We start from the raw sequence: 17,354 nt of genomic DNA on the forward strand, positions 1-17,354 counted from the left end.
AGCGACCACCGGAGGCAAGCCCCGGCGGTTTCGTGATGAATTCGCAGCCGGGCCTGTACGAGTCGGTGTTGGTGCTGGACTACAAAAGCCTCTATCCCTCGATCATCCGCACCTTTCTCATTGATCCTGTGGGGCTGGTCGAAGGCATGCGCCAACCGGAAGACAGCAACTCGGTGCCCGGCTTTCGCGGCGCGCGCTTCTCGCGTACACGGCATTGCCTGCCGGCGATTGTCGAACGAGTCTGGGAGGGGCGGGAGTCGGCCAAGCGCGAGGGCAACAAACCGCTGTCGCAGGCGCTGAAAATCATCATGAATGCTTTCTATGGCGTGCTCGGCTCAAGCAGCTGTCGGTTTTTCGATCCGCGGCTGGCCTCGTCGATCACCTTGCGCGGTCACGAGATCATGCGCCGCACCCGCGAGTTGATCGAAGCCGAGGGCTACAGCGTGATCTACGGCGATACCGACTCCACTTTCGTCTGGCTCAAGCGCGCCCATGGCGACGAAGATGCGGCGTGTATCGGCAAACAGTTGGTGCAACAGATCAATCAGTGGTGGCGCGAGCACCTTCAGCAAACGTTCGGTCTACACAGTGCGCTGGAACTGCAGTTCGAGACCCACTTCAAGCGCTTCCTGATGCCAACCATTCGCGGCGCAGAAGAGGGCAGCAAGAAGCGCTATGCCGGGCTGGTCACCCGCACGGACGGCAGTGACGGCTTGGTGTTCAAAGGGCTAGAAACGGTGCGGACCGACTGGTCGCCGCTGGCCCAGCAGTTCCAGCAGGAGTTGTACCGGCGCATCTTCAGCCGCGAGCCCTATCAGGACTACGTGCGCACCTACGTTCAGCGAACCCTGGCCGGAGAGCTGGACGAGCTACTGGTCTTTCGCAAGCGACTGCGTCGGCGCCTGGATGACTACGAGCGCAACGTCCCACCGCACGTGCGGGCTGCCCGGATCGCTGATGAATTCAATCTGCAAAATGGTCGTCAGCGGCAGTACCAGAATGGCGGCTGGATCAGCTACCTGATCACTGTGGCCGGGCCGGAGCCGCTTGAAGTGCGGCGTGCGCCCATCGACTACGACCATTACGTGAGTCGTCAGCTGCAGCCTGTTGCCGATGCCATCCTGCCGTTCGTGAATGACAGCTTCAGCGCTCTGATCGACGAGCAGCTCGGCTTGTTCTAGCGCTGCCCCTCAGCCGAACTGAGTATTGCCCGGACTCATCGCAACCCCTGCGAAATGAGCGTGGCGACTACGAACCGGGCGGAAACGGTCATCCTTGAGCCTGATCAAGTTCAGCGAGCGGTGGTCTGGTTAGCCTGAATGCCCTTTCAAGCAAAATCCGAGGCCTCCTGCGATGGCCAAAAAATTTCCGCTCAACCCGCCGCACCCCGAGCGCATCTGCTGGGGTTGTGATCGCTACTGCCCGGCCGAGTCGCTGGCCTGCGGTAATGGTGCGGGCAGAACTCAGCATCCGTCCGAGATGATGGGCGACGACTGGTACGAGTTCGGCGATTGGGGCGACCTGATCGCAACTGACAAGAGTAAAAAAAACAGCAACTAGCGCTACCGGTGCCGCTGCATGTGCTCGGTCAGCAGCCGGCGCTAGCTGCCTGATCGAGTATCTGCCGCACCTTGCCGAGCAGCTCGCCGATCTGGAATGGCTTGATCACCATGTCCATTCCGGTGTCGAGAAAGCGATCTCGGCGCACCGCGTTTTCGGCGTAACCCGTCATGAACAACACGGGCAGAGCAGGGCGATGCGTTCGCGCTGCGTCAGCAAGCTCTCGCCCGGAAAGTTGAGGAAGGCCCACGTCGGTCAAAAGCAGATCGACGCTGGAGTCGTCCTGCAGCACCGACAGCGCCGTGGTGACGTCGCCGGCTTCGCTGCATCGGTAGCCAGCCTCGCTCAGCATCTCGGCGACGAGCATGCGCACCGCCGGCATGTCCTCGACGATCAATACATGCTCGCCGTTACCCTGTGGCATATCGTTGACCGAGGTGGTTGTCGTTTTGCTTGCAATGGCTGCGGGTAGCACCAGCGAGACTTCGGTACCTTCGCCGACAACGCTGCTTAGCCTGGCTTCGCCACCGGACTGCCGGGCAAACCCGTAGATCGATGACAATCCCAGGCCTGTGCCCTGGCCAAGCGGCTTAGTGGTGAAGAAGGGGTCGAAGACTTTGCCAAGCACGTCCGCTGCGATACCGGTGCCATCGTCCTGCACCGTTAGCACTACGTAGTTCCCATCTGTAAGGTCGGCATCGCCATCGGAGCGCAACGCCGCGGTGCGGATGGTGATATTGCCGCCACGGGGCAGGGCGTCGCGTGCATTGATAACCAGGTTGAGAATGGCGCTTTCAAGCTGATTGGCATCGACCTGCGCCACGGCGCCTTGATCGGACAGTTCCAGATTCAAGGAAATATGCTCGCCGATGGTTCGCTCCAACAGCTCCTCGAGCGAGCGGATCTGCTCGTTGAGGTCGGCCGGACGCGCATCCAGTGGCTGCTGGCGGGCGAAGGCCAACAGACGGTTCGTCATTGACGCGGCACTGCGTGCCGAATTCAGCGCGGTATCGGCAAAACGCAGAACCGCATCGGTGCGGCCTTCATGCAGGCGTTTTTTGAGCAGTTCAATACCGGTGATGATGCCGGTCAGCAGATTGTTGAAATCGTGCGCGATGCCACCGGTCAGCTTGCCCAGCGCATCCATCTTCTGCGCCTGCATCAACTGTCCTTCGGTGCGGACACGCTCGGCGACTTCGCGGGCAAGCTCGTTGTTGGCATTGTCGAGCTGCTGGCGCTGCGAGCGTTCGCGTTGACGCTGCTCGGTGATGTCTTCGATAACGACCAGGCCCAGCTCGGTTGCGCGGTACGGTGAGACCTGCCATTTGGTTTCACGGCGCTCGCCGGCCACCTGCATGATCAGCATGTCGTGCCATCGCGTGCCGTCGGCCAGGCTCTGCCGCAGTGCCTGCAGTTTGGCTTCCTGGCCATCGGCGACGCACGCGCTCAGCACATGGGATTCCGGCTGATCGCCCAGCAGCAGCGACAGCGCACGGTTGCTTTCGTGAATTTGCAGCTGCGGGTCGATCACTGCAATCGGCGCCGCAACCTGAGAGAAGATCTCACGGAAGCGAGCTTCGCTTTCGCGCAGCGCATGCTCGGTGTCGCGCACACGCAACAGCGTACGCAGGGTCGCCAGAAGCACGTCCGGATCGACAGGGTGGATGAGGTAGGCGTCGGCCCCTGCATCCAGGCCGGTAATGATGTCGCCGGTCTGGATTGAGGCTGCGGAAACGTGGATCACCGGCAGCAGCCGCGTGCGGTCATCGGTTCGCAGCTGCCGCACGATGTCGAAGCCGCTCATGTCAGGCAGGTTTACGTCGAGGATCAGCGCATCGATCGTGCCGGTGGCGATCAGGTCAAGTCCTTCAGTGCCCGTTCCGGCTTCCAACACGGCGTAGCCGTGGCGCTCCAACACCCGGCGTATTGCGTAGCGCGTGGCTGCGTTGTCGTCGACGACTAGCAGCTGGCTCTTATGCTCCATCGGTGCGCTCCGTGGAAATCGCGACAGGAATGACGACGTAGAACGTCGACCCCAGTCCCGGCTTGCTCTCGACGCCAACGCGGCCACCGAGCAGTTCGGCAAAGCGTTTGCACAGCGACAATCCCAGGCCGGTACCACGCAGACGCTTCTGCAGCGGTGTATCGATCTGTACGAAATCTTCGAACAGATTGCCGTGCATGTCTTCCGGAATGCCGATGCCTGTGTCCGTCACGGCGAAGCGCACCTCGCCGTCGCCCTCGGCACAGGCGGAAATCCGTACCTCACCATTCTGGGTGAACTTGAGCGCATTGGAAATGAAGTTGCGCAGAATCTGCGCGAGTTTCTTGTCGTCCGTGTAGAGCCGCGGCATGTCGTACGGCTCTTCGAAAATCAGGGCCACCGCGTTGGCATCGACAATCGGCCGAAACATCCCTCGCAAGGCTGCGAACAGATCCAGCATGTCGAACCAGGCTGGCGATATGGTGATGCGGCCTGCTTCGATCTTCGCCAGATCGAGCAGGTCGTCGACCATGTCGCTGAGTTCGGCTGCAGCACCGTTGATGAACGAGACCTGCTTGTGCTGTTCTGGGCTGAGCGGCCCGTCCAGCTCATCACTGAGCAGGCGGGTAATGCTGCGGATGGAGCCCAGAGGCGTACGGAACTCATGACTCATGTAGGACAGGAAGCGGCTTTTCAGATCCGACGCCTGTCGTAGCTGCTCGGCCTGGGTGTCGAGTTCGGCATACAGCGCGAGGACGCCCTGGTTGGTTTCCTCGAGCTCGCCGCGCAGCAGATCGTTTTCGCTGCGTAGCTGTTGGATGAGGTCGTTCGTGTTCGAGTCAGTCAACGATTGCCTCCAGCGCAATCACCATAACGGTCACGTCATCGCGGCCACGACAGAAGTCGCGATGCAGCAGCGCTGCAATAATGGCCGGGTGACGATGGGCCAGACCGGGGTAGTCGCGCAGATCCCAGCGCGACTGCAAGCCATCGCTGTACATGATCAAGAGCTGATCCGAGTCGACTGGGTAATCGAATGCAACGGCCTTGCGAAATTGAGAGCCCACGATGCCAGGGTGAGATGCCATGCCGCGGCTCTTTTCGGCAGTCAGCAGGCTGGCCCCGATATTGCCGATACCGGCGAAACGCACCTTGCCAGCCTCATACAGCGCGATAGCTGCTGCCCCACCACGTGAGCCGATCATCGCTTGATGCATGTCGAGCATATTGATCGTTGGGTCGGCAAACGGGTCCTCGGCAAACGCGGCAGCGCCGGCCAGACCGGCTTGCTCAGCGTCTTCGCCATGGCCGATGCCGTCGATGACCAGCGCACTGAGCCGTGAACCATCGACAGCCAGATGCCAGACATCGCCGCAGGCCGGATCGTTTTTCAGAGAATGCTGGCTAACGCCGAACCGAAGTGACAGGGCCGAAACATGGCGAGGGTACAGCTGCGCCAGCACCACCGACCCTTTGCTGTCGGAATGGATGTCGAACAGCTGGGCCTGTCGCCGCAATGCACCGAGGCCGGTGCCCTGAGTGCCGCCGGTGGAAAAACCGTCGGCCAGGCACACATTGGGATTGAAACCGGGGCCACGGTCGATGGCGATCAGCTCGATTCCCCGTCCGCTCTGAGCTGGTATCGCGCGCACGTGCAGAGACCCGTGATGCGCATGCTTGAGTAGGTTGGTGGCCAGCTCCGTGGCAACCAGTGCGACGCGTCCGGCATCGGTTTCATCGAATGCAAGCTCGACGGCCAGCGACTGCGCGACGCGGCGCGCATGGCCGACCTGGGTTTCGTCTTCGATCGCCAGGACGATGGTCATTGAGCCCCGGATATTCATGACCATTTGGTAATACTGACGCGTGTGCCGATACCAGGAGTACTGTCGAGTTCGAAGGCGTCTACCAAACGCTTGGCCCCGGTCAGTCCAAGCCCAAGGCCGCCACCGGAAGTCCAGCCATCAGTCAGCGCCAGTTTGATGTCTGCAATGCCCGGGCCTTCGTCACGGAAGGTCAGCCGAATGCCAGTGCGCGGGCCTTCGTCCACAACTTCCCAATCCATCTCGCCACCGCCGCCATAAACGACGGTGTTACGGGCCAGTTCGCTTACTGCAGTAACCAGCTTGGTCTGGTCGATCAAGCGCATGCCACAGTCCTGAGCCAGCTTGCGAACTGCCTGGCGGGCCAGAACCACATCCTGCTCGATCCGTACCGGTGTGCTGCCGCTGTCGCGCACGGTCATCTAGCGGCCATCCGTTTATGCAGCAACTGCATGCCTTTCTCGACGTTAAGCGCGGTACTCACGCCCTGTAGCGTCAGGCCCAGTTCGACGAGTGTGATTGCTACCGCAGGCTGCATGCCGACGACGACAGTCTCAGCGTCCATGATGCTGGACAGCCCCGATATCGAGCTGATCATCCGGCCGATAAAGGAATCGACCATATCCAGCGCGGATATGTCGATCAGCACCGCTTTGGCGGATGTTGAACTGATGCGTTCGGCCAGGTCGTCCTGCAGCGTCATTGCTAGTTGGTCATGCATATCGACCTGAATGGTGACGAGCAGGAAGTCACCCATTTGGAGTATTGGGATGCGCTCCATTACACGGCCTTACTGACAGTCAGCCCGGAGCGACGCAACGCAAGCGCCAGCGCATCGGCTAGGGAAGCCTTGGTGACGATGCCCTGAAGGTCGAGCCCCAGATGCACGATGGTTTGCGCGATCTGCGGGCGTACGCCGCTGATGATGCAGTCAGCGCCCATCAGGCGGATTGCCGTGACGGTTTTCAACAGATGCTGTGCTACCAGCGTGTCCACGGTGGGCACGCCGGTGATGTCGATGATGGCGATTTCCGAGCCGGTGTCGACGATGCGTTGCAGCAGCGACTCCATGACCACTTGGGTGCGTTGCGAGTCGAGGGTGCCGATCATCGGCAGCGCGAGGACGCCATCCCACAACTTGACTACCGGTGTGGACAGCTCCAGCAGCTCTTCCTGCTGACGCTTGATAACGGCTTCGCGGGATTTCTGAAACGTGCGGACCGTGTGCAGGCCAAGTTGGTCGATCAGTTCGGACAGCGCCCAGAGCTGCTCGGCCAGTATCGCCGGCTCATCGGCATACTCGGTCTGTAACAGCGGCATCAATGGGCGCTTGAACGAGAAGATGAAGCCAGCGGTTTGCTGTGAATCGAACCCCAGCAGCACGCGGCTGTGCGAAAGCTGTTCAAGGAACTGGCGCATCTCTTCCCAGCTTCCGGCCCGTAGATCGGTGGTCTCGGCCTGGCCAGCGCCTTCAATCAGCAAGCGGATGAACTCGGCCGTCTGCTGGCGAAACTCGTCGATCTTGACGTTGCGGTAAATGCCGCTGGCTTCGAGTTCGCGAGTCCAGCTGTCGAGCAGCTCATGCTCTTTCTTGGCGATTGCGTTGAAGGTGCGTTGTTGCAATGAGGCCATTGGCGCGGATCCTTTTAGGAGGTGCAGCGATTGTCGGGTTTGATCCGGATTGCTGTCATGCGTTCCGGTAGGGCAGAACTACTTCTGTCCGATATGCGGCCAGACACTACGAATTCTTTAGCAAGTCGTAGAGCAGAACGAGTCGAAGGCGCGATCATCACACGCCCAGCAAAGGAGAAGCCGGGGCGGGACGTAATCCATGCGATTTACGCTACGCATAGCCTTGTCGCCGCACGTGGCAAAGTGCTTTCATTTCGCCTCAAGTCTATAGCTGGGTCAAGTTCGAGGCCCCAACGTGACGATCGGTCGAGGGACTGTTCTAGCAGCCTGATGACCGTTGGGCAGATATCCGCAGGCTCTGCTTCAGCGACGCACAACCGGACCGACACAGGGAGTGAGCCAATACCGGCGTGCACGGTCAGTCGAGCCATGGCGGACGGATGGCACTTCGCCTTTATTGATTATTCGGTCAAGATCCGCGCCCCTTATTTCATGAAGGCACTGCAATGCTGGTCGGTAGCTATAACGACACCCTGGTTTTCTTTTCGTTTGTTGTTGCTGTACTGGCGTCCTACACCGCGCTGGATATGGCCGGTCGGGTGGCGACTTCAACAGGCCGCGCGGCGCAATGCTGGTTGCTTGGCGGCGCGTTTTCGATGGGGCTGGGCATCTGGTCGATGCACTTCATTGGCATGCTTGCCTTCAGCCTTCCGATTCCATTGGGTTATGACCCGTGGATCACCGCGGGCTCGCTGGTCCTGTCGATTGGCGCTTCTGTGCTCGCGTTATGGCTGGTCTGTCAACGCAAGCTGCCGTGGAGCCGTCTGGTGCAGGGTGCGCTGCTGATCGGCGCGGGTATTTCGGCGATGCACTACAGCGGGATGGCCGCACTGCGCATCCAGCCGGGTATCGTCTATGACATGGCATGGCTGGTTGCATCGGTGGTGGTTGCGGTCATTGCCTCAGGTGCTGCGCTATGGCTGGCCTTCCGGCTACGCGCCAACCTGCAGTATGTGCGGGCCTGGCGCTGCGCCGCCGCGCTGGTGATGGGCCTCGCGATAATTGGCATGCACTACACCGGCATGGCCGCTGCGGGATTTCCGGAGGGCAGCTTCTGCGGGGCGGCCAGTGGTGTTGACAGCAACTGGCTGGCGTTGCTGGTCATCGTGCTGACCCTCGCAGTGCTGGCGATCACCTTGATCGTTTCGGTGCTCGATGCGCGCCTGCAGGCTCGCACCTCGGTGTTGGCCAGTTCGCTGGAAAAGGCCAACGGCGAGCTGCTACAGCTGGCACTGCATGACAACCTGACCCGCTTGCCGAACCGTCTGTTGCTCGAAGACCGGCTCAGCCAGGCGCTCAAGGTGGCGCAACGTGAGCAGTCTCACTTCGCGCTGATGTTCATGGACTTGGACGGCTTCAAGGCGGTGAACGATGCCTACGGTCATCACCTGGGCGACCAATTGCTGATCAGCGTGACCGAGCGCCTTCGCGCGTGTATTCGCGCCCAGGACACATTGGCGCGCCTCGGTGGAGATGAATTCGTATTGCTGGCCACCATTGATGATCCGGGCGACGCAGCCAGTCTGGCCGCACAACTGGTGCAGTGCGTCAGCGAACCGTTCATGCTCTCGCGCTACACCCTGAGCGTTTCGTTGAGCATCGGTATCGCGGTCTACCCGGGTGACGGCGAGACCGAGCGCGATCTGCTGTTGCATGCCGACGCGGCGATGTATCACACCAAGAGTGCGGGGCGAAACGGCTACAGCTTTTTCGAGGCCTCGATGAACGCCAATACGGTCGAGCAGTTGCAGCTGTTGCATGACCTCCGTTTGGCTGTGTCCAACGGTGAGTTGCGGTTGCACTATCAGCCCAAGTTCGAAGCACCGTCCGGGCCAGTGCGAGGCTTCGAGGCTTTGTTGCGCTGGCAGCATCCGCAGCGTGGTTTGCTGTCACCGGACACGTTTCTGCCGCTGGCGGAAAAAACCCGTCTGATCATCCCGATCGGCAAGTGGGTGCTGAACGAGGCCTGCCGGCAATTGCGGGAATGGCATCTGCAGGGCTACAGCCATTGGACTGTGGCGGTGAACCTTTCAGCGGTTCAGTTCGAGCAACCCGACTTGGTCGGCACTGTGACCGACGTGATCGAACTCCACCACATCCCGCCGCAGATGCTCACCATCGAGGTGACCGAAACCGTGGCCATGCGCGACCCGGAGTCCACCATCGATACGCTGGAGAAGCTCACGCAGCTCGGTATCAAGGCATCGATTGACGACTTCGGGACGGGCTACTCGAGTTTGCTCTACCTCAAGCGCTTGCCGGCCAGTGAATTGAAAATCGACCGTGCGTTCGTTAAGGAGATGAGCCCTGGCAATGAAGATTCGGTCATCGTTTCGGCCATCATCGCTTTGGCCAAGGCACTGGGGTTGGAGGTTGTAGCAGAAGGCGTGGAAACGGCCGAGCAACAGGCGTTTCTTACCGGCCTCGGTTGCGAAACGTTGCAAGGTTTCCTGTTGGACCGACCGATGGTGCCGGAGCAGATTCTGCAACGCGCCGCTCAGCCACAGCTTGGACCTTCGGCATTCGCCCGATCCAGAACTGAGCAGGTCGCCGAACCGAGCTGAGCACAGCTCGGTTCTCGTCGTCAGAACCAGCGGTCGTTGCGCTTGCGGCCGCGGGTCATGGCTGGAAGGATCAGCCCGAGCAGCAGTCCGGCCCCGGCGATGCTGCCGCCGTAGACCATGTAACGCATCAGTACCTGATTGTTCTCATCGCCCAGGCGCGCCTGGGCATCACGCAGCTCTGACTCGGTGGCGGTGAGGGCCTCGTCCAGGGCCTGGCGGCGCGCTTCAAGCTCATCGATCAGCGCTTTGCGCGAATCCAGGGTCTCCTGCATTCCCTTGACGCGGTTTTTCCACGAGTCGTCGATGGTTTTCAGCTCTTCACTGAGTTCGGCTACTTGTTGCTCCAGCTGCGGCAGACGCTCGGCCTGACCCGGAACCTCCTGCAGATCGCTGCTGCGGATCCATACCCGGTCGCCATTTTCACCGCGGACCTGGCTGTAGTCGCCGCTGGTTTCCAGCAGCTCGACTTTCTGGCCGGACGTGAGGCTGCCAACGATGCGATAGCCGTCGGTTGGGCCGCTGCGTACGTAGGTGGTGAGCGTGTCGCTGACCCAGCGATCATTATTGGCCTCCTGGGCGTGGGCTGGCGCGATGACGGCTAGCAGCGTACCGAGCAGGCCCGCCTTGAAAGCACGGCGCTGAGCAACGGACCAGGACATTCGGGATAAAAGTGCAATGAGTCGACGAGATAGGGACATTAAGAGTATTCGCGTTGGCAATGGAGATCCCGCTGAGCGGGCCGAAACATAAGCGGAATTCCGGTCTGGCGAGCGTGCGACAGCAACGTACTTCGATGCGTCGAACAGCGGCGCTCCGGAAGTGCCGATCGTAAGCGGGAGGATGCTTTCTCCCGTTAATTTGGCCACTGGGCCCTGTAGTTCTGCAGACTGGACTGACAGCGGGCAGCCCTGGGGGTTCATTAAATTTTCACGGTTTTGTGCAGGTGGCGTGTCCTGCTTTGCTATGACGGCGGCTCCGAGCCAGCGAACAACAACCTTTACCGCTAGAGCACTTCGACTGTCTGTACGCGGATCAACACATGCTCCTGGCGAAAGCGTGCCTCCAGCGACTCGCGATATCCCTTCCACCAGGCACGGTCCAGTTCTGACGTCATCACTTCATAAATGACCAGGTCGTCGCGCACGGAATGGCTGTTGTCTTCTTGCCATAGCCCGTCGACAGGGGCGCGGCTATGAGCGGTCAGGCCACCGAATTTAGTCATGAGCTCGTCCCGTACTTCAGCAAACAGGGACTTTGGCAATGCCTGTTGCGCGTTGTCATACAGCGGCAAAAAGAGAAGGACGAGGTGCATGGTCAGGGTTCCCTGCGATTGGCGTGCTTTGTGATACGACCACCCGGCGTATGCTCGATGCGACCGCCGCGGACCAACGGCAGCTCAACGGCGAATTTGCAGACGCGGCCGGACTCCAAGCACAACACGCATTAGCTGGAGTAATCCAAGATGGAATCGTCCACCCCCTCGGTAACCGCCCTACAGAAAACGCAGGACATCACATCGCGCTGGGCCGATGGCGAGCTGGGCGCCGAAGAGGCGCAGCATGCACTCAAATCGATCTTCGATCACTGGCAGCCCGGCGATGCCACGACCGAAATCGAGCAGGTCGCTGAGTCATCGCTGACTGCGGCGCGTATTGCCTTTCAGGACTGGCAGCAGCGCGGCGAGAACTGCGACGAACTGGTCACTCAACTACGCTGGATTCTCGATCCTTCGAAGGATGGCATCACCGATCCGGCGCTTAACGTTTATGCGCCGCAGCGACCGGTGTGATGCCCCACTTTGACTGATAGCTTGCATCAACTTTCAGCGAAGCAGCAGCACGACTACCGCAAACGTCAACGCCAGGGATACGCCTTTCCAGAACAGCACCGGGTTACGCTCCAGGAGCGGCGGCCTGGCCTTGTTGAGAAAGGCCTGGTTGGGCTGACGTAACTCGAATACGAATTCGGACAGATCCTCGTAGCGCTTGTACGGGTCCGGATGCAGCGCCTTGCGCAGCACATCATCGATCCAGGCTGGTACGCCGCGGTCGTGCTCGCGGATCGGTTGATAGCTGAGCTTGTTCTGTGCAGCACGGGTGCGGCAGCTGGCAACCTGAGTGCCGTAGGGAAGTGCACCGGTCAGCATCTGGTATGTGATGACGGCCAGCGAAAACATATCCGAGCGGGGCGTGCCGCTTTCCCCCAGAAAGTATTCCGGCGCGGTGTATTGAACGGTGCCGAGCAGATCTCCGCGTTCGATGGGCGACGCGATCTCCATGATGCCGGCAACCCGTGTGGAGCCGAAGTCGATGATTTTCACCGTGCCGGTGGTGTCGATCATGATGTTGGCCGGACGCAGATCCTGATGCAGCATCTCCAACCTGTGAAAGGCGCGTAGGCCTTTGGCAATCTGCTCGACAATGCCACGAACCGTTTCCAGGTCCGGGCGCGGGTAGTCGATCATCCACTGGGCCAGCGTCTGGCCTTCGATGAATTCGCTGACGCTGTACAGGTAGTTTCGCTTGCGGGTCTGCAGGCATGGCTTGGCTACGTGGGCGCTGTTGATACGTCGCGCTACCCAATCTTCCATCAGGAAACGTTCGAGGTATTGCACGTCCCTCTGCAGGTCGATTGACGGCGTCTTGATGATCACCGGGGCATGGCTTGGGTCGTCGGTGGCTAGGTAGACATGGCTGCGACTACTGGCGTGCACCTCGCGCACGATGGTGTAGCCGTCAAATGCGGCCCGTGCCTCGAGGACGGGCGGAAAGGGCAGTTCCGTCAGCTGCTGGTAGAGCTCATCGGGGGCCTGCAGCGGGAGCGCGTCGATGCGCAAAATCTGTACGGTGAGGTTGTCATCGCTGCCCTGTAGCAACGCCTGGGCGATGATTTGCCGAGCGGCTGCATCAAGATCATTCGGGCTGCGCGCGATGGCTTCGAGCATGAACGACGCGGTGATGTATTCATAGACGCCATCGGTCGCGAGGATAAAAGTGTCGCCCACCTCGACCTGTTCGGCGCGGTAGTCCAGATCCAGCTGCGGATGGATGCCGAGTCCGCGGCTGAGGTAACTCTTGTTCTCCGAGAGCCACATCCGGTGATCGTTGGTCATCTGCTCCAAGGCATTGCCATGGGTGCGATAGATGCGTGAGTCGCCGGCATGGAAAAGGTGCGCGGTGGTCGATTTGATGACCATGGCGCTGAAGGTGCAGACGTAGCCGCGATCCGGATCGAATCGGTGTGGGCTCTGTTGGCCCTGGGCGTGCAACCAGGAATTGGTCGCCATCAGCACCCGTTGCGCCGACGTCTTCACTGACCAGGCGTCTGAGGTGCAGTAATAGTCGGCGAAGAAACCGGTGACCGCCGACTCGCTGGCGATATGGCTGACGGCGCTGCTGCTGATGCCATCGGCAAGTGCGATGGCGATGCCCTTGCTGCTCAGCTGCGGTTCTTTCGGGATGTAGATGCCGTGGAAGTCCTGGTTGGTTGCCTTACGACCTTTATCGGTGTGCTGGCCTACCGAGACTGTCAGTGGGGTAGTCATTGGGGTAGATCGCTGAATTCTCGGGAGGGGGCAGCAAGGCGATCGCGAGCACGCTCGCTCCTACAAGCGCTGCACCGGTAGGTTTTGCACATGCAGCATGATGTCGTAGGAGCCAGCTTGCCGGCGATCATTCGTTATGACCACCAGCAAGCGTCCAACAAACCTTGCGACCGGCTCAACGCACCAATGCGCGCTTCGGTGCAGTCCGCACGTGGGTCGTGTAAAGCGTCAGACCGGTGAATGCCAGGCCACCTACCAGGTTACCCAGAGCGGTGGGAATTTCGTTCCAGATCATGTAGTCCATGATCGAGAAATCGCCGCCCATGATCATCGCCGAGGGGAACAGGAACATGTTCACCACCGAATGCTCGAAGCCCATGTAGAAAAACAGCATGACCGGCATCCACATGGCGATCGCCTTGCCGCCCACCGTAGTGGAAATCATGGCGCCTACCACACCCATCGAGACCATCCAGTTGCACAGCATGCCGCGCAGGAAAATGGTCGCCCAGCCGGCGGCGCCAAACTCTGCATAGCCCAGGGTTCGTGCTTCGCCAATGTGTGAAATCTTTTCGCCGATCACGCCTGGATCGCTCGAGAAACCGGTGGTGAAAACGAAGGCCATCATGAACGCCACGGTCAGCGCCCCGGCGAAGTTGCCGACGAATACCAAGCCCCAGTTACGCAGCACGCCGTTGACTGTTACGCCTGGGCGTCTATCGAGCAGGGCCAGCGGCGCCAGCACGAAGACACCAGTGAGCAGATCGAAGCCCATCAGATAGAGCATGATGAAACCGACCGGAAACATCACCGCACCCAGCAGCGGTGAGCCGGTCTGGACGGTGACGGTAACCGCGAACACTGCAGCCAGGGCCAGAATCGCGCCGGCCATGAAAGCCCGGATCAACGTATCCCGTGTGGACATGAAAATCTTGGATTCACCCGCGTCGACCATTTTGGTGACGAATTCCGAAGGGATGATGTAGGACATGGCGGTTCTCTGTGAGCGTTGTGAGAGCCCGACCAAGAAGGTGCGGGCTGGATTCGTTTTTCGCCCAGCGAAGAGCGGGCAATGGTGCGCTAGGTATTGGAGAAGCTCGCGGTCAAGACCGCTCCCACAATCAGTCCTTGGGAGCCGCCGGGGACGCCTAGTCTCGACCGCGAAAACTCAGTCGACGGCGATTTCCACCGCCTCGCCGTTAAGGCGTACCGGCCAGACCTGCAGACGTTGTTCGGGGTATTCCAGGCAGGCGCCGTCTTGCAGGCGGAAGTGTTGCTTGTACAGCGGTGAGGCGATCACCAGGTCGCCCTTGAGCTGCCCGACAATGCCGCGGCCGATGACGTTGGCGCCCGACTTCGGATCCTTGTTCTCGATGGCGAACACCTGGTCACCGGTCTCGGTATGAGGCAGGTGAAACAGCGCCACCTGCTTGCCGTCGAGCCAGGCGACCACTCCGGAATTGGCCACCAGGTCGCGGCGGCTGCACAGCGCGCGCCAGCTGGCGGATTGAACGGACTCAATACGTACGGCGTTGGACTGGCTCATCAGAGCACCTCCTCGGTGACGGGAATCAAGTGAAGTTCGTGTGCGTGCACCGGACGGCGCTGGCCGCGCTCCCTGACGAAGTGGACGTCCGGGTCGCCGCGCTGGTCGTTGATAAAGGTGCGGAAGCGCTTGAGCTTTTCCGGGTCATTGATGGCGTTGGCCCACTCGCATTCGTAGCGATCGACCACCAGCTGCATCTGGGCTTCCAGCTCGGCGGCGAGGTTCAGGCTGTCGTCGATGATGACTTCCTTGAGGTAGTCGAGGCCGCCTTCGAGCGATTCACGCCAGACCGAGGTGCGCTGCAGCTTGTCCGCGGTACGGATGTAGAACATCAGGAAGCGGTCGATGTAGCGGATCAGGGTTTCGTCATCGAGATCGGTGGCGAACAGTTCGGCGTGGCGCGGGCGCATGCCGCCGTTACCTGCCACATAGAGGTTCCAGCCGTTTTCGGTAGCAATGACGCCGACGTCCTTGCTCTGCGCCTCGGCGCATTCACGGGTGCACCCGGAGACGCCGAACTTGATCTTATGGGGCGAGCGCAGACCCTTGTAGCGATCCTCCAGACGCAGCGCCATGCCGACACTGTCCTGCACGCCGTAGCGGCACCAGGTGCTGCCAACGCAGGACTTCACCGTGCGCAGCGACTTGCCGTAGGCATGGCCGGTCTCGAAGCCGGCCTCGATCAGCTCGCCCCAGATGTCCGGCAGTTCGTGCAGCTGGGCGCCGAACAGGTCGATGCGTTGGCCGCCGGTGATCTTGGTGTAGAGGTCGTATTTCTTCGCAACGGCACCTAAGGCGATCAGCTTGTCCGGGGTGATTTCACCGCCAGCGATGCGTGGCACCACCGAGTAGGTGCCGTTCTTCTGCATGTTCGCCATGAAGGTGTCGTTGGTGTCCTGCAGCGGGATCAGCCCCGGATCGGTGATCGGCTGGTTCCAGCAGGAAGCGAGGATCGAACCCACGGCCGGTTTGCAGATATCGCAGCCGGTGTGGCCGCGGCCATGTTTGGCGAGCAGTTCTTCGAAACTGATGATCCCTTCGACGCGCACGATTCCGTACAGCTCCTGGCGCGTGTGGGCGAAATGCTCGCAGAGGCTCTTGTCGACTTCGACGCCGCGTGCGGTCAGCTCATGTTCGAAGACCTGCTTGAGCAGCGCGCTGCAGCCGCCGCAGCCGGTGCCGGCCTTGGTCGCGGCCTTGAGCTCGCCGAGGTCGGTGATGCCGGCGTCGACCTGGCAGCACACCGCACCCTTGGTGACGTTGTGGCAGGAGCAAATGGTGGCGGTGTCGGGAAGGGCGTCCGCGCCCAGCGTGGGTGCGCCGTCGGACAGCGGCAGGATCAGGCTGGACGGGTCGGCTGGCAGTTTGATGCCGTTCTGCGCGTATTGCAGCAGGGTGTCGTAATAGCTGTTGTCGCCAATCAGCACGGCGCCGATGACGCGCTTGCCGTCCTCCGACAGCACCAGACGACGGTAGCTGGCGTTGGCTTCATCAATGAAACGGTAGCTCTTGGCGCCGGGCGTGGCGGCGTGGGCATCGCCGATGGAACCGACATCGACGCCGAGCAGCTTCAGCTTGGTCGACATGTCTGCGCCGCTGAACGGCTGGTGCGGTTCGCCGCAGAGGAGGGCGGCCAGGTTACGTGCCATTGTGTAGCCGGGGGCGACCAGGCCGAAGACCATGCCGTTCCAGGAAGCACATTCGCCGATTGCAAAGATTGAGGGGTCGCTGGTGCGGTAGTCGGCGTCGATCACCACGCCGCCGCGCGGCGCGATGTCCAGCTCGGCGCTGCGGCCCAGCGCATCCTGCGGGCGAATGCCAGCAGAGAAGACGATAAGGTCGGTTTCCAGATACTCACTTTTACCATCAGCACCGTCCTGGAAGTTCATCCGGTAGGCGTATTCCTCGCCGATGACGATTTCCTGAGTAGCGCGCGACAGATGCACGCCAACGCCCAGCGCCTCGATGCGGGCCTTGAGTGCCTTGCCACCTTCTTCATCGAGCTGCACCGGCATCAGGCGCGGAGCGAACTCGACCACATGGGCTTCGAGGCCGAGGGACTTGAGCGCGTTAGCCGCTTCCAGGCCGAGCAGGCCGCCGCCGACTACTACGCCGCGCTTGGCATTGCTGGCCGCGGCGCGGATGGCGTCGAGGTCATCAAGGGTGCGGTAGACCAGGCGCGAATTGCCTTCAGCGCCAGGGATTGGCGGTACGAAGGGGTAGGAGCCGGTGGCTAGGATCAGTTTGTCGTAGGGCTGGCGGCCCTCTGCTGTGACCACTTCCTTGCGCTCGCGGTCGATCTCCAGTACCTGCACGCCGAGGTGAATGTGCACGCCGTGAACGGCGTAGTACTCGGCTTCGCACAGGGCGAGGGAGTCGGCATCGCGACCCCCGAAATATTCGGACAGATGCACGCGATCATAGGCGCGCTGGCGTTCTTCGCCATACACATGGATCTGGTACTGGCCCAGCGCGCCGCGCTCTACCAACTGCTCGACGCAGTGATGGCCCACCATCCCGTTGCCGATGACGACCAGAGTTTCACTCTTGAGCGGGGTGACGATTGCGTTCATGACCGGTTCCTCCGTCGAAGCCGCGGTGCGGCGTCGTCGTACAAAAACAAAAAGGCGGCCGGGGGGGG

The 17,354-nt window shown here is 60.9% G+C and carries 16 protein-coding genes; 4 read left to right on the forward strand and 12 right to left on the reverse strand.

Annotated elements, in window-relative coordinates; translation table 11 throughout:
- Window positions 1-1,181: DNA polymerase II (locus PSTU_RS0102940; RefSeq protein WP_019339548.1), on the forward strand; the 1,181-nt coding region annotated here is incomplete at its 5' end.
- Window positions 1,182-1,353: 172 nt separating this feature from the next.
- Entirely contained in the window at window positions 1,354-1,560 is a 207-nt protein-coding gene (locus tag PSTU_RS0102945; RefSeq protein ID WP_019339549.1) for a DUF3079 domain-containing protein, read from the forward strand.
- Window positions 1,561-1,588: 28 nt separating this feature from the next.
- On the opposite strand, the gene PSTU_RS0102950 is transcribed toward PSTU_RS0102945, so the two are convergent.
- Genes PSTU_RS0102950 through PSTU_RS0102975 form a run of 6 tightly spaced genes read right to left on the reverse strand, consistent with a single transcriptional unit; the run spans window position 1,589 to window position 6,999 of the window.
- Window positions 1,589-3,544 (reverse strand): response regulator, encoded by a 1,956-nt coding sequence (locus PSTU_RS0102950; protein WP_019339550.1) that lies wholly within the window; start codon window positions 3,542-3,544, stop codon window positions 1,589-1,591.
- Window positions 3,534-4,391: a sensor histidine kinase gene (locus tag PSTU_RS0102955; RefSeq protein WP_019339551.1), complete on the reverse strand. Its 858-nt coding sequence runs from the start codon at window positions 4,389-4,391 to the stop codon at window positions 3,534-3,536. The genes PSTU_RS0102950 and PSTU_RS0102955 overlap by 11 nt, the downstream gene beginning before the upstream one ends.
- Window positions 4,384-5,388 carry an ATP-binding protein gene (locus PSTU_RS0102960; RefSeq protein ID WP_029404589.1) on the reverse strand — a complete coding sequence of 335 codons (1,005 nt, stop codon included), beginning with the start codon at window positions 5,386-5,388 and terminating at the stop codon, window positions 4,384-4,386. Before PSTU_RS0102960 ends, PSTU_RS0102955 begins: the two co-directional genes overlap by 8 nt.
- Window positions 5,385-5,789, reverse strand: a complete 405-nt coding sequence (locus PSTU_RS0102965) for an anti-sigma regulatory factor (protein WP_019339553.1) — start codon at window positions 5,787-5,789, stop codon at window positions 5,385-5,387. The genes PSTU_RS0102960 and PSTU_RS0102965 overlap by 4 nt, the downstream gene beginning before the upstream one ends.
- Window positions 5,786-6,148, reverse strand: a complete 363-nt coding sequence (locus PSTU_RS0102970) for an STAS domain-containing protein (protein ID WP_029404590.1) — start codon at window positions 6,146-6,148, stop codon at window positions 5,786-5,788. The genes PSTU_RS0102965 and PSTU_RS0102970 overlap by 4 nt, the downstream gene beginning before the upstream one ends.
- The gene (locus tag PSTU_RS0102975) at window positions 6,148-6,999 is read right to left on the reverse strand and encodes an STAS domain-containing protein (RefSeq protein WP_019339555.1); all 852 of its coding nucleotides are present in this window, start codon (window positions 6,997-6,999) and stop codon (window positions 6,148-6,150) included. The genes PSTU_RS0102970 and PSTU_RS0102975 overlap by 1 nt, the downstream gene beginning before the upstream one ends.
- Before the next feature lie 506 nt (window positions 7,000-7,505).
- Between PSTU_RS0102975 and PSTU_RS0102980 the strand changes: the two genes are divergently transcribed.
- Window positions 7,506-9,623, forward strand: coding sequence for a putative bifunctional diguanylate cyclase/phosphodiesterase (locus PSTU_RS0102980; RefSeq protein WP_019339556.1), 2,118 nt, complete (start codon window positions 7,506-7,508; stop codon window positions 9,621-9,623).
- A 20-nt stretch (window positions 9,624-9,643) separates the two neighbouring features.
- On the opposite strand, the gene PSTU_RS0102985 is transcribed toward PSTU_RS0102980, so the two are convergent.
- Both PSTU_RS0102985 and PSTU_RS0102990 read right to left on the reverse strand, forming a co-directional pair.
- Window positions 9,644-10,282: a TIGR04211 family SH3 domain-containing protein gene (locus tag PSTU_RS0102985; protein WP_272941873.1), complete on the reverse strand. Its 639-nt coding sequence runs from the start codon at window positions 10,280-10,282 to the stop codon at window positions 9,644-9,646.
- Window positions 10,283-10,626: 344 nt separating this feature from the next.
- On the reverse strand, window positions 10,627-10,935 hold the full coding sequence (locus PSTU_RS0102990; protein ID WP_019339558.1) for a hypothetical protein: 309 nt from the start codon (window positions 10,933-10,935) through the stop codon (window positions 10,627-10,629).
- A gap of 150 nt (window positions 10,936-11,085) precedes the next feature.
- Between PSTU_RS0102990 and PSTU_RS0102995 the strand changes: the two genes are divergently transcribed.
- Window positions 11,086-11,412, forward strand: coding sequence for a hypothetical protein (locus PSTU_RS0102995; protein ID WP_019339559.1), 327 nt, complete (start codon window positions 11,086-11,088; stop codon window positions 11,410-11,412).
- Between the two features lie 33 nt (window positions 11,413-11,445).
- Here PSTU_RS0102995 and PSTU_RS0103000 read toward each other — a convergent pair whose 3' ends face one another.
- The 4 genes from PSTU_RS0103000 to nirB form a co-directional block, all read right to left on the reverse strand.
- Window positions 11,446-13,167, reverse strand: coding sequence for a bifunctional protein-serine/threonine kinase/phosphatase (locus PSTU_RS0103000; RefSeq protein WP_019339560.1), 1,722 nt, complete (start codon window positions 13,165-13,167; stop codon window positions 11,446-11,448).
- Between the two features lie 175 nt (window positions 13,168-13,342).
- Window positions 13,343-14,158: a formate/nitrite transporter family protein gene (locus PSTU_RS0103005; protein WP_019339561.1), complete on the reverse strand. Its 816-nt coding sequence runs from the start codon at window positions 14,156-14,158 to the stop codon at window positions 13,343-13,345.
- 177 nt (window positions 14,159-14,335) lie between these two features.
- Window positions 14,336-14,713 (reverse strand): nitrite reductase small subunit NirD, encoded by a 378-nt coding sequence (gene nirD, locus PSTU_RS0103010; RefSeq protein WP_019339562.1) that lies wholly within the window; start codon window positions 14,711-14,713, stop codon window positions 14,336-14,338.
- Window positions 14,713-17,286, reverse strand: a complete 2,574-nt coding sequence (nirB, locus tag PSTU_RS0103015) for a nitrite reductase large subunit NirB (protein ID WP_019339563.1) — start codon at window positions 17,284-17,286, stop codon at window positions 14,713-14,715. The genes nirD and nirB overlap by 1 nt, the downstream gene beginning before the upstream one ends.
- Window positions 17,287-17,354: the final 68 nt, after the last annotated feature.

It is taken from the genome of Stutzerimonas stutzeri SDM-LAC (genome assembly GCF_000235745.1).
Classification (GTDB): domain Bacteria; phylum Pseudomonadota; class Gammaproteobacteria; order Pseudomonadales; family Pseudomonadaceae; genus Stutzerimonas; species Stutzerimonas stutzeri_H.

Excerpts from the sequence above, each read along its gene's own strand:
- PSTU_RS0102945 (WP_019339549.1), top strand. The coding sequence starts at position 1,354 with ATGGCCAAAAAATTTCCGCTCAACCCGCCGCACCCCGAGCGCATCTGC.
- PSTU_RS0102950 (WP_019339550.1), bottom strand. The coding sequence starts at position 3,544 with ATGGAGCATAAGAGCCAGCTGCTAGTCGTCGACGACAACGCAGCCACG.
- PSTU_RS0102960 (WP_029404589.1), bottom strand. The coding sequence starts at position 5,388 with ATGAATATCCGGGGCTCAATGACCATCGTCCTGGCGATCGAAGACGAA.
- PSTU_RS0102965 (WP_019339553.1), bottom strand. The coding sequence starts at position 5,789 with ATGACCGTGCGCGACAGCGGCAGCACACCGGTACGGATCGAGCAGGAT.
- PSTU_RS0102970 (WP_029404590.1), bottom strand. The coding sequence starts at position 6,148 with ATGGAGCGCATCCCAATACTCCAAATGGGTGACTTCCTGCTCGTCACC.
- PSTU_RS0102975 (WP_019339555.1), bottom strand. The coding sequence starts at position 6,999 with ATGGCCTCATTGCAACAACGCACCTTCAACGCAATCGCCAAGAAAGAG.
- PSTU_RS0102980 (WP_019339556.1), top strand. The coding sequence starts at position 7,506 with ATGCTGGTCGGTAGCTATAACGACACCCTGGTTTTCTTTTCGTTTGTT.
- PSTU_RS0102985 (WP_272941873.1), bottom strand. The coding sequence starts at position 10,282 with ATGTCCTGGTCCGTTGCTCAGCGCCGTGCTTTCAAGGCGGGCCTGCTC.
- PSTU_RS0102990 (WP_019339558.1), bottom strand. The coding sequence starts at position 10,935 with ATGCACCTCGTCCTTCTCTTTTTGCCGCTGTATGACAACGCGCAACAG.
- PSTU_RS0102995 (WP_019339559.1), top strand. The coding sequence starts at position 11,086 with ATGGAATCGTCCACCCCCTCGGTAACCGCCCTACAGAAAACGCAGGAC.
- PSTU_RS0103000 (WP_019339560.1), bottom strand. The coding sequence starts at position 13,167 with ATGACTACCCCACTGACAGTCTCGGTAGGCCAGCACACCGATAAAGGT.
- PSTU_RS0103005 (WP_019339561.1), bottom strand. The coding sequence starts at position 14,158 with ATGTCCTACATCATCCCTTCGGAATTCGTCACCAAAATGGTCGACGCG.
- nirD (WP_019339562.1), bottom strand. The coding sequence starts at position 14,713 with ATGAGCCAGTCCAACGCCGTACGTATTGAGTCCGTTCAATCCGCCAGC.
- nirB (WP_019339563.1), bottom strand. The coding sequence starts at position 17,286 with ATGAACGCAATCGTCACCCCGCTCAAGAGTGAAACTCTGGTCGTCATC.